Origin of the sequence: Streptosporangium minutum (genome assembly GCF_002149035.1) — a bacterium.
GTDB classification, from domain to species: Bacteria; Actinomycetota; Actinomycetes; order Streptosporangiales; family Streptosporangiaceae; genus Streptosporangium; species Streptosporangium minutum.
Genome location: NZ_NGFP01000293.1, coordinates 1 through 11080, shown reverse-complemented (window position 1 = coordinate 11080; position 11080 = coordinate 1). Strand labels below are relative to the sequence as shown.

Below are 11080 nucleotides of genomic sequence, written 5' to 3'. Positions count from 1 at the left end.
GGTCCGCGACCGGGAGCGCCGGTGGGGAGGGCCCGCCCGCGCTGCGCCGGCTGCTCGACTTCTACCTGGCCTCCGCGCGGTCGGCGCACCGCCTCGCCTACGAGGGCAGCACGATCGCCGACCAGCTCGCGGTGACCGGGCCGGGTCACGCGTTCGGTTCCGCCGACGAGGCCGTGGCCTGGCTGTCGGTCGAGGCGGAGGCGCTGTTCGCGTCGATCGCCCAGGCGAGCGGCGCCGAGGAGGCCGGAGCCCTGCTGCCCGGCGCCGACCTGCTGCTCGCCATGGAGCCGCTGCTGGAGTCGGGCAGCCACGCCCGGGAGTTCGACCAGCGGGCCAAGGAGGTGCTGGCCGCCGCCCGGCGGCTCGGCGACACCTCCAGCGAGCTGCGCTGCCGCTATGTGCTGGGCAGGGTGCTGTTCGGCGCCAACCGGCTGACCGAGGCGGAGAGCGAGTTCCGGGCGTCGCTGGACCTGGCCGCCGGGGGCGACCGGATCGTCACCGGCGAGGCGATGAACGCGCTGGCCGTCGTGGCCGGGCGTCAGCGCCGCCACGTGGAGGCACTGGCCTGGTTCGACTCGGCCCGCAGGGTGTTCAGGGAGGTCGGCGCGCGGGGCGGCGAGGCGCTGACGCTCAGCTACTCCGCCCGTGACCATCTGTTCCTGGGCCAGCAGGAGGAGGCGATCGCCGCCGCGGAGCAGGGCCTGGCCGTCTTCATCGAGCTCGGCTTCAGCGCCGGCACCGCCAGGGCCCGCTACCACCTGGGGATGATCCTGTCGCGGGTCGGGCGGCTCAACGAGGCGGTCCACCATCACGCCGAGTGCCTGGCCTTCTTCCGGGCCAGCAGGCAGCGGGTGTGGGAGCAGCGGGTCTGCTCCCGGCTGGCCGAGACGTTCATCACCGCCGGCCGGTTCTCCGACGCGACCCGTCACGCGGAGCAGGCCCTGACGGTCAGCCGCGAGATCGGTCATCCGTACGGCGAGGCGCTGTCGCTGTGGGTGCTAGGCAGGGCGCTCGCCGGGCTCGGCAACACGAGCCGCAGTCACGACTGTCTCGAACGCGCCCATGACATCTTCGTCAGGCTCGGCGCGCCCGAGGCCGCGGACCTGCGCGCCCTGCTCGATCGCGATCACGTCGGCAACTGACCCGAGTCCGTCGTACAAGTCGTCGTCGAGACGCGTCATCCAAAAATGGTTGATCACCGGAGTTCCCGTCGCTCTGAGCCTGGAAGTCGGATGGGGGTGCCCGGCCGGCCGTCAGACCGCCGGGTGACGCGTAGGGGGCCCGGTTATCCGGTGCGTCACCCGGCGGCCGGCCGCCTCACGTTGACGACCGGCCGGACTCGACACGGTCCCATCCCCCCCGGGTCCGTGCCCACAGCCAGAGCCTGCTCCCCGGCGCTCAACATCCGATCAACAACCGATCGGCAAAGATATCCACAGCCTGTGGAGGATCACCCTGTGGATATGTGGAAAAACCCTTCGGCAATCAGTGGACGGAGTGCTTCGGGAGCCTTCGCCCGCAGGTCATCAGGGTTTTCCCCAGTCAGCTCCGCGATCGCGGCGAGCAGCGGGTCCAGTGGATATCCGCCGTCGCAGACCCCGGCGAGAGCCGCCTCCACGGTCCCCACCTGTGCGCTGCGGCGCAGTCCCCGGGTCTGCCTGAGGATGATCCTCGCCGGATCCTCGGCCCCGGGCGGGCCGATCCGCTCCTCCAGCACGCCGTCGGCCAGCGCGAGCCGGGCGCCCGGCAGCTCCGCGTCGGCCAGCCGGTGCGCCCGGGCTATCGAGCCGAGCACCCCGTCCACGTATCCGCCGACCGGGAGCTCCACCCGCTGGCCGAACTCCTCCACCCGCACGACCGGGTCGAGGCTGCCGGAGTCGTGCATGGTGATCCAGCCGAAGCCGACCCCGGTGACGTTCATGGACGCGAACCAGCCGAGCCAGTCGTCGTAGAGTTCGCCGTAGCGGGGGGTGCCCTGCTCCGCGGCGTCCCGCAGCCACAGCTCCACGTATTCGGCCGGGTCCTGCACGTCCCGCTGCACCACCCAGCCGTCGCAGCCGGTCCCGGTCAGCCATCCGCCCACCCGGTCCCGCCAGTCCTCACCGCCGACGTGCAGCCAGTTGGCCAGGAGCTGGCAGGTGCCCCCGGGGGCCAGGAAGCGGGGGGCCAGCCGTACGAGGTCACGGCAGAAGCCGTCGGCCTCGAAGCCGGACTCCCGGTAGGTGAACCGGCCGCCGGGAGAGATCACGAACGGCGGGTTGGAGACGATCAGGTCGAAGCGGTCGTCCGCGACGGGGTCGAACAGGGAGCCCTGCCGGGCGTCCACCCCCTCGATCCCGGACAGCGCCCAGCTCAGCCGGGCCAGTTCCAGCGCGCGGGGGTTGACGTCGGTGGCCACGATCTCCCGGGCCCGGTCCGCCAGATGCAGCACCTGGACCCCGCACCCGGTGCCGAGGTCGAGGGCGCGCTCCACCGGGCGGCGGGAGACCAGCTGGGCCAGGTTCGCCGAGGCCCCGCCCGCGCCGACGACGTGGTCCCTGCGGAGGGCGGGGTCGCCCGGCCTGACCTTGCGGTCGGAGACGACGTAGCCGCCCGTCTCCCAGGGCTGCAGGTGGACCGTGGAGGCGATCCGGCCGGCCTCCGCGGTCACCAGGCCCGCGGCGGCCAGATCGGCCACCGGGAGGGCCGCGGGGGCGTCCACCGGCACGCCGAGCCACCACAGCCGGACCAGCGTGCCGAGGAGGTCTCCCTCGCGGGTGGCGCGCAGGGCGGGCGCCGTCTCCTCGCGGGAGAGCGCGGTGGCGGCGACCTCGCCGAGGCGCTCACGGACGCCGTCGATGGTGTAGCCGGCGTCGAGCAGCAGCTCTCTGAGCCGGTCAGGCAGATCGTTCACCGGGCCATTTTCGCATCAGCGGCCCCAGCGCCCCCTCAAGGCCGGAAGCGGCTCTCGATGCTCAGAGTGATTAGACTGTTACAGACCGACGTAAGCGTTCTGCAAGCGGACCTCAAGCACGGAGCGGTAATTCTTTATGGCCGCGATATACAGCTGCGTCACCTGCTCCAAAGGATCCGCCATGTTGATCCCATGCTTCGCCTGTGAGTCCCGTTTCCGCCCCGATGAGTATTTCCGCGCCTGCCACGACTACAACCGCGGGATGGACCTGGTCGCCTGGACCTGCCCGCGGTGCGGCAACCGGGACGAGCTGCGGATCCTTCCCGGAGAGCTGGGATTCGGCTATCCCCGGCACGGCAGGTTCGACGTCTGCGACCGGGTGCGCGTTCCCGGCCTGCGACGACGGCGCCAGGACCTGCGGCTGGACATCTCGCTGGACAAGGAGGTCTGGCGGGTCCCCACCCGGCTGCGCGGGCTGGTGGGAGCGCACTGAGACCGCTCCGGTCCGGAGGAGCCCCCGCGACCCGGGCCGGAGCACCCGGGCGACGGTCCCGGCGCCTCCCGGGCCGCCACGCCCCGGCGGTCTCCGCGCGGAGGCGGGATCAGGCGGGCTGCTGGCGCAGGCCCTGCCAGGCGGCCTCACAGAGGCCCGTTATCTCCTCCTGGGTGGGGTGGTGGGCCCCGGCGAACCACAGGCGGCACATCTCGTTGGCGGGGCCCAGCCAGAGCACGTAGCACATGGTCGGGTGGACGGGCTGGAGCAGACCGTCCTTCATGTGGGGGCGCCACCATTCGGAGACCTGCTTGAAGAACGCCCGCCGCGAATCCGACACCTCCGTGCCGCCCGGCTCGTCACGCTTGGGCGGCCGTTCGCTGATCAGCAGGTGGGCCCGCTCGCGGTTCTCGCCGCACCAGGCCATGTGCAGCGCGACGATGGCCTCGATGCCCTCGCGGGCGCCCTCGTGGCGCCGCAGCTCGGCGAGGAAGGCCTCCTGGTACATCCGGAGGGTGTCGGCGTAGAGCACGCCGAAGACGTGTTCCTTGCTGGCGAAGTGGTGGTAAAAACTCCCCACGCTGACGCCGCTCTCCTCGCGGAGGCTGGCCAGCGTGGTGGCCGAGACACCGTCCTGGCTGAATCGACGCAGGGCACCCTCGACGATCCGGGTACGGCCGTCGCGTCCGTTCTTGGCACTCTTCACAAGGCCAATGGTGCGGCAACAGAACCTTGTTCCGCAAATACCGTGGAGACGCCTCAGGCCGGGTCGATCATAGCGCTCCCGCCGCGAGGACACCTCCCGCCCCGCTCCCGGGCCCCGGATCCGCCGTGCCGGGGTCTCGCGGTTCCACCGTCGTGGTCACCTCGACGGCCCCGCAGGAGGCCTTCATGGTTGCCGCCGGCCAGGCCCTGCGGACCATCGACAGCACCTTGCGGTTGTCGCCGAGCACGTCCATCCCCAGCGTCCGGGCCCCGGCGGCGGCGGCCCGGCGGAGCAGTCTCCGGGCGAGCCGGGAGCCGACCCCGCGCCCCTGCCACTCGTCGGCCACCACCAGGGCGATCTCGATGTCGGTCTGCCCCCCTTTGAAGCTCATCGCGTGGCCGACGACGGCCTCCCCGCATACGGCGAGCAGCACGTCCCGCCGCTCGTCCATCACGAGCAGCGCCCTGACCAGGCTCGCGCTCGGACGGTTCACCCCGGTGAAGAACCGCAGCGTCTGCGTGCGCGGCGACAGTCCCGCGAGGAAGCGGCGGACCCGCTCCTCGTCGTCCGCCCGCACCGGCCGGATCTCGACGCCGTCGCCGGACAGGGCCCGCACCGGGTCGCGGTGCGACCGCGCGAGCTGAGTTCGCATCATGGACTTAGAGTCCCCCGGACACCTGGGTATGTCAACTAGACTTAGATGGCGTTGGAGGTGGCGCCATGGCGACTTACGATGCGGACATGAGTGAGGCGGTCCTCGGCAACGTGCCCTTCCGGGTGGACAACTGTTCCATCGAGCGCTCCCTGGCCATCGTCGGCGAGAAATGGACGCTCCTCGTGCTCAGGGAGGCGTTCAGCGGGGTGCGCCGGTTCGCCGACATGCAGGCCGCCACGGGGGCTCCCAGACAGGTGCTCAGCGCCCGGCTGACCCGTCTGGTGGAGGAAGGACTGCTCCGCAAGGTCCCCTACCGCGAGCCCGGCCAGCGCCGGCGGGACGAATACCGGCTGACACAGATGGGGCTCGACCTCTACCCGGCCCTGATCGCGCTGATGCACTGGGGAGACCGGCATCTCGCCGACCAGGAGGGCCCGCCGGTGATCCTCACCCACCGCGGCTGTGGAGCCGTCGTCGAGCAGCACTTCCGCTGCGCCGAGGGCCACCAGGTCGCCGGCCCCCGCGAGGTCACCCCGCGCCCCGGGCCCGGCGCCCGCCTCAGCGCTGCAGCGCGCGCAGGCAGTGCCGGAGGCTGAGCACCGAGATCAGCGCCGCGCCGCCGAGCAGCACCGCGACCGCCGCGGTCCGCACCAGCAGGTAGGTCTCCAGGGGCTGGCTGAGCAGCAACCACAGGCTCAGCAGCGCGTTGAGGAGCTGCGCGCAGCCCCACAGCACCGACTGCCACACGAAGAAGCGGCGCATCCGGGGATGCTCCAGCAGATGCTCGGGGAGGGGGACCAGGTCGGTCGCCACCCGCTGCGCCAGCGGCCGCCGCAGCCTCGCGGTGCACAGGAAGCCCATGCTCGCGCAGAAGACGCCGAGGCAGGGCTGCAGGAAGAACAGGACCGGGCTCCCCGTCGCGCCGGCCAGCACCGCCCTTACCGTGATGGTCCCCGCGGCCAGCATCACCGTGCCGGGCACCGGCCTGCGCTTGACCAGCCGCCAGGCGATCCCGCCGTAGACCCAGGCCACCGCCACGGCCAGCGCGCCGTACAGGCCGAACACGACCATCCCGGCGTAGAAGACGGCGACCGGGAGGATCATCCCCTCCAGCACCCGGGGGGCGGCGTGTCGCAGCATCGCCCCGAGACGGGGCAGGGCGATCGGAACCACGGGGGGCGACAGGAGCAGAGTCATCAGGCGCGGGCTCCGGAGATCATGGAACGTTCCCCGACCGTGTGGGATGTCCGGAGCGTCCGGCAGACTTTCCATGACGTCGACGATCGAGCGCTTCGGGGCACCCTACTACGGCGAAAGACCTACTCGGAGGACAGGGCGGTGCCCGTGGTGCCTACCCTTGGGAGCGTGTACCGGTTCCTTCTGACTCCTCGGTGGATCGCCCTTCACGTGGTGGTCCTGCTGGTCATCCCCGCTTTCGTGTTCCTGGGCCAGTGGCAGTTCGGGCGTTATGAGGTGCGGTCCACCAGCAGCCACCAGATCACCGGCAACCTCGCCGCCCCGCCGGTGCCCGTGGAGAGGCTGACCACGCCGGGCGGGAGCGTGCGCACGCAGGACAAGTACCGTTCCGTGACCGCCACGGGGACCTTCGACCCGGCCCACCAGTTCCTGGTCCGCCGCCGCACCCAGGACAGCGTGGTCGGCTTCTACGTGCTCACCCCGCTGGACACCGGAAACGGCCAGGGCGTGCTGGTGAACCGGGGCTGGGTCAAGGCGGGAGCCACGGCCGACGCCCCTCCCGAGGTCCCCGCGCCGAGCACGGGTCAGGTGACTGTCACCGGCCGGCTACGTCCCAGCGAGACCGAGGAGTCCTCGGGCATCCGCGACAGGGAGGGCCTTCCCGCGGGACAGGTCCTGCTGATCAACACCGAGACGATCGGCCGGGGTCTGCCGTACCGGCTCCTGGGCGGATACGTGGAGCTGACCGGGCAGTCGCCCGAGGCCGCCGCGGCGCCCGCGCCGGTGCCCGAGCCCGACGTCGGCGCGGGCGGCGGCCTCAACCTGGCGTACGGCGTGCAGTGGTGGCTGTTCATCGGGATCGCGATCGGCGGCTGGGCGCTGCTGATCCGCAGGGAGGCCGCGGACCTCAGGGCCGAGAAGGCCGGGCAGGGGCAGGAGCAGCCCGTCGAGGCCTGATCCGGGGACCGGGAGACACACCGGCGGTCACCGCGCCTAGCCCAGGACGAGGCCGGCGAGCCGGCCCACCCCCGCCGCGCCGGCCGCGCTGAGGAGGCCCAGGACGATCGAGGCCAGGCAGCCCTGCGCGCCGGTCAGCCTGCCCCGCGGCGCGGGCCGTTCCCCGGCCCTGGACCACAGCGGCCGGGGTTCGAGCACCAGGAAGACGATCGCGCCGATCTGCCCGACGGTGAACAGCCAGAACCACGCCCACCGGTTGCCCAGCCGGGGCACCGAGGCGAGCATGATCAGGGAGGTGGCCCACCAGGCCGTGCCGGTCCAGATCACCCACCCGCTCAGGGGCACCTGGAACGGCCAGCCGGGGAGGATCCCCTGGTTGCCGGAGCGGCGGTCCAGCCGGGTCACGTCGGCCGAGCCGCCGGCGATGTCGCGCGTGAGTTCCACGACGGTGTAGCTCCGTGAACCGTCGCGGACCGGCACCGTGTCGATCTCGTGCCAGACCAGCGGCCCCTCCGCCCATCGCACCTGGTAGAGCTCCTGCTGCTCGCCTCCCGCCCGGTAGGTGACGGCGGAGACCCGGTCGGCGGCCACGGCGGCGCGGAACTCGCCCAGCGTCCGCGAGGAGGGGAAGAAACTGAGCCCGGCGATCAGGGCACCCGCGAGCAGGATCAGCAGCAGCGCGATCCGGACGACGAGCCCGACGATCCGCCAGCCGTCCTTCACCTCGCCGAGGTCAGAGGTCACACTCTCTTTACTACCTCATGGACAAGTGTTGACCATGACCATTCCAAAGCGTTTCCCGTGGGCCTCCGCCGCCGGGCGGAGAGGTCATGGCCGTTCTCCGGAATCATCTTTTGGAAAATCCCGATATTCGGACGATCTCCGGGTAGGGGCACGTGTCAGGGCCCGCCGCGAGCAGCACCCTCCAGGCGGGTCCGCCCCCCGGGGCCGCTGCCTTTCCCCCGACGGTGGCCCCGGGGCCCATCCGAGACGGACAGAGATACCAAGCGGAGACCTCGCAGCTTGATGAGTGTTATGCCAGCCACGTACGGTTTACCGCGTGACTACGCCGCTGCTGCCCGACCCCGAGCCCAGGCGGCGGGACTATGTGATCATTTCAGCTGATGATCACTTGATCGAACCGCCCGACATGTTCGAGGACCGGCTCCCCGAGAAATACGCCGATCTCGCCCCCAAGGTGGTGGAGACCGACTCCGGCCACCAGGTCTGGCGCTACGGCGGGGCCACCTACCCGTGCGCCGGCCTCGACGTGGGCGCCGGCCTGCCGCGCGAGCAGTGGACGCTCGACCCGGTGCGGTTCGAGCACATGCGGCCGGGCTGCCACGACATCGAGGCCCGGATCGAGGACATGGACCGGGCCGGCCTCTGGGCCGCGCTCTGTTTCCCCGGCATGCTGGCCGGGCAGTCCGGGATGGTCTTCGCCAAGACCCGTGACCAGGAGCTGGGCCTGTCGGTCCTGCGGGCGTGGAACGACTGGCACGTCGACGTCTGGGCGGGCACCTACCCGGAGCGGATCATCGCGCTGCAGCTCCCCTGGCTGACCGACCCGGAGATCGCGGCCAAGGAGATCCGGGACAACGCGGCCCGCGGTTTCAAGGCGGTCCTCTTCCCCGAGTTCCCCACGCGGTTGCGCCTGCCGTCCATCCACAGCGACCACTGGGACCCGTTCTTCCAGGCCTGCGAGGAGACGGGGACCGTGGTCTGCCTGCACGCCGGCGCGGGCTCCTGGGCCCCGGTGCCCTCCCCGGACACCCCGATCGAGGCGATCACCACGCTGATGCCGGCGAGCGCCATGTTCGCCTGTGCCGACTGGCTCTGGTCGGGCGTGCCGCTGCGCTTCCCCGCGCTCCGGATCCTGATCGTGGAGGGCGGCGTGGGCTGGCTGCCGATGCTGGCCGAACGGGCCGACTACGCCCTGGACCACCCGGTGGCGGGCGAGGCGTCCTGGGAGGGCGGGCTGAAGCCCAGCGAGGTCCTGCGCCGTAACTTCTTCTTCGGCACGCTCAACGACCACGCCCTGTCGGGGGTGCGCCTCGCCGTGGGCCTGGAGCACGTCCTGCTGGAGAGCGGCTACCCGCACTCCGACTCCACCTGGCCCGACACCCAGAAGGCCGTCGCGACCAACCTGGGCAGCCTGCCGCCCGCCGACATCGCCAGGGTGGCCTACGGCAACGCCGCCCGCCTGTTCGGCCACCCGCTGCCCTCCCGGGCCTGGCTCAGGATGGAAAAGCTCTGACCTGCTTGCGCTCCCAGTCGACGTAGCGGCCGCTCTCCCCGAGCAGCGAGCCCATCAGCCAGAGGAAGACGCCGAAGTCGTCCGCCACGCCGATGAGCACCAGGAAGTCCGGGACGATGTCGACCGGCGAGAGGATGTAGAGCACGCCGAGGCCCATCATGGCCAGCTTGCTCTTGCCCATGCCGGGATACTGCCCGCGCGTCACCGCGCCGATCAGCTTCGGGATGGCCCGCAGGCGGGCGCCGAGGCCGGGGGAGCCCGGCTCCGTCACGTTCTTGTACGTCCGCCAGGCCTGTGCCGCACGCGCCGCCTTCGCCATGGGGGAACCTCCTCGGTAGCACCGTGGTCTGACGGCTCCCTACCCTGCCGTCTCACGATATAACGCGTGACCTCCGGACGGGGTTCCCGCGGCGCGCCGCCTCATTCCCCCGTGGGGGCCAGATCCCGTACGGCCTGCGCGATCGGGATCCCACCGCCGGGGATCGGGGCGAGCACCGGGGTGCTCAGCCCGTTGTCCACGTACTGGCGGATCCTGGCCCGGCACGTCGCCGCGTCGCCGTGCACGATGAGCGCGTCCACGACCTCGTCCGGGATGGCCCTGAGAGCCGCCTGCCGGTCGCCGGCGGCCCAGGCCTCGTGCATCGGCCGCAGCACCTCACCGCGCCCCAGCCAGTCGTGGAAGGCCGCGTAGACCGGGACGGTCAGGTAGCCGGCGAGCATCCGCCGGCCGAGCTCCCGCACCTTCTCCGCGTCCTCGCTGACGCACACGAACAGCCGGGCGATCAGCTCGGTGTCCGGCCCGATCTCGGACCTGACCTTGCGGACGTCCTGCGGCGAGAGCCAGTTGGTGATCGCGCCGTCGGCCTCCTCGGCGGCCAGCCGGAGCATGCGGGGCCGCAGCGCGGCGAGCACGATCTTCGGCGGGACCTTGGGGGCGCGCTCCAACCTGAAGCCCTTGACCTCGAACGTCTCGTACCTCTCGGTGACCTTCTCCCCCGCGAGGGCCTTCTTCAGGAAGCGCAGGGTGTCTCTGGTCCTGGCGAACGGCTTGACGAACTCACCGGCGTTCCACCGCTCGACGATGGCCGGGGAGGAGGCTCCGATGCCCAGGACGAACCGGTCCGGGGCGAGGTCGGCGAGGGTGGCGGCCGACATGGCCAGCAGGCCGGGCCCCCGGGTGGAGACCGGGACGATCGCGCTGCCGAGCCGTACGCCGGGGGCCCATTCGGCGGCCAGCGCCAGCGGCACGAAGCCGTCGACGCCGTTGACCTCGGCGGACCAGACGTCGGTGTAGCCGAGCGCGGGCAGCTCGGCCACCAGCTCCCGGGACCCGGCCAGTGTGCGGTCGTAGAAGGGGACCGTCATCCCCCAGCGTGCGCCGGTAGCCATCCGCGCCTCCGTGTCCGTGGTCGCCGTCTAGAACGACATTCTGATGTAGCTTGCCGTACCCGATCGGGGGGCCGTCAATAGGTTGACCGTACCAACCGGACGGTATGTAAACAGGGAACGATCTTTATCGCATCCCCACTTACCCCATCATCACCATGCGTCAGGTGTTAGAACGTTTGAGTGACGATGAAGCGGCGCATGAGACGACGACAGGGAATACTCGGCGCGGCGGTCCTGGCGGCATGCACGGCCGCGTCCGTGGCGGCCGGGACAGCCGGCGCCCCGGCGGCCGCCGACGACGGGAGCGATCCCCTTGGACACTGCCTGGCGGCCGAGATCGGCGGGCCGCCGCCCGTGATCGCCGTGCGGCTGTGCGCGGGCCTGGCCCCCCATCCCGCACCGGCGCCCGCCGCCACCCCCAGGACGGCCCTCAGGACCGCGCCGGAGGCCGACGAGCCCGAACCGGAGGACCCGGAGCCCGAGCCGGACTATCCGTCGGAGCCGGGGTATCCCGGGCCGGGATACCCCACCGC

General features: G+C 71.6%; 12 protein-coding genes and 1 pseudogene. 6 read left to right on the top strand and 7 right to left on the bottom strand.

The window, feature by feature from the left end:
- The coding region (locus tag CA984_RS38495) for a tetratricopeptide repeat protein (protein WP_133061902.1) at positions 1-1142 on the top strand (1142 nt) is incomplete at its 5' end.
- A 308-nt stretch (positions 1143-1450) separates the two neighbouring features.
- Here CA984_RS38495 and CA984_RS38490 read toward each other — a convergent pair.
- Positions 1451-2893 (bottom strand): DUF7059 domain-containing protein, encoded by a 1443-nt coding sequence (locus CA984_RS38490; RefSeq protein ID WP_086578317.1) that lies wholly within the window; start codon positions 2891-2893, stop codon positions 1451-1453.
- A 181-nt stretch (positions 2894-3074) separates the two neighbouring features.
- Between CA984_RS38490 and CA984_RS38485 the strand changes: the two genes are divergently transcribed.
- Positions 3075-3386 (top strand): hypothetical protein, encoded by a 312-nt coding sequence (locus tag CA984_RS38485; protein WP_086578316.1) that lies wholly within the window; start codon positions 3075-3077, stop codon positions 3384-3386.
- 109 nt (positions 3387-3495) lie between these two features.
- Here the strand turns inward: CA984_RS38485 and CA984_RS38480 are convergent, their stop codons facing one another.
- Positions 3496-4092 (bottom strand): TetR/AcrR family transcriptional regulator, encoded by a 597-nt coding sequence (locus tag CA984_RS38480; RefSeq protein ID WP_086578315.1) that lies wholly within the window; start codon positions 4090-4092, stop codon positions 3496-3498.
- Positions 4093-4159: 67 nt separating this feature from the next.
- Entirely contained in the window at positions 4160-4747 is a 588-nt protein-coding gene (locus tag CA984_RS38475; protein WP_242676406.1) for a GNAT family N-acetyltransferase, read from the bottom strand.
- Positions 4748-4833: 86 nt separating this feature from the next.
- On the opposite strand from CA984_RS38475, the gene CA984_RS38470 reads away from it, so the two are divergent.
- A complete protein-coding gene (locus tag CA984_RS38470) occupies positions 4834-5343 on the top strand; it encodes a winged helix-turn-helix transcriptional regulator (protein WP_242676405.1) in 510 nt (169 codons plus the stop codon).
- Here the strand turns inward: CA984_RS38470 and CA984_RS38465 are convergent.
- Entirely contained in the window at positions 5306-5944 is a 639-nt protein-coding gene (locus CA984_RS38465; protein WP_086578313.1) for a VC0807 family protein, read from the bottom strand. The two genes, CA984_RS38470 and CA984_RS38465, sit on opposite strands and share 38 nt — an antisense overlap.
- 168 nt (positions 5945-6112) lie before the next feature.
- Between CA984_RS38465 and CA984_RS38460 the strand changes: the two genes are divergently transcribed.
- Complete coding sequence (locus tag CA984_RS38460; RefSeq protein ID WP_165781568.1) at positions 6113-6901, top strand: SURF1 family cytochrome oxidase biogenesis protein; 789 nt, start codon at positions 6113-6115, stop codon at positions 6899-6901.
- A gap of 36 nt (positions 6902-6937) precedes the next feature.
- Here CA984_RS38460 and CA984_RS38455 read toward each other — a convergent pair whose 3' ends face one another.
- Entirely contained in the window at positions 6938-7645 is a 708-nt protein-coding gene (locus CA984_RS38455) for a hypothetical protein (protein ID WP_086578311.1), read from the bottom strand.
- Positions 7646-7961: 316 nt separating this feature from the next.
- On the opposite strand from CA984_RS38455, the gene CA984_RS38450 reads away from it, so the two are divergent.
- Positions 7962-9158 carry an amidohydrolase family protein gene (locus CA984_RS38450; RefSeq protein WP_086578310.1) on the top strand — a complete coding sequence of 399 codons (1197 nt, stop codon included), beginning with the start codon at positions 7962-7964 and terminating at the stop codon, positions 9156-9158.
- Here CA984_RS38450 and CA984_RS38445 read toward each other — a convergent pair.
- Entirely contained in the window at positions 9139-9477 is a 339-nt protein-coding gene (locus CA984_RS38445) for a YkvA family protein (RefSeq protein ID WP_086578309.1), read from the bottom strand. The genes CA984_RS38450 and CA984_RS38445 overlap by 20 nt on opposite strands.
- Before the next feature lie 101 nt (positions 9478-9578).
- Entirely contained in the window at positions 9579-10547 is a 969-nt protein-coding gene (locus CA984_RS38440) for an LLM class F420-dependent oxidoreductase (protein WP_086578308.1), read from the bottom strand.
- Between the two features lie 198 nt (positions 10548-10745).
- Here CA984_RS38440 and CA984_RS38435 point away from each other — a divergent pair.
- A pseudogene (locus tag CA984_RS38435) lies at positions 10746-11080 on the top strand (hypothetical protein); the annotation flags it as partial.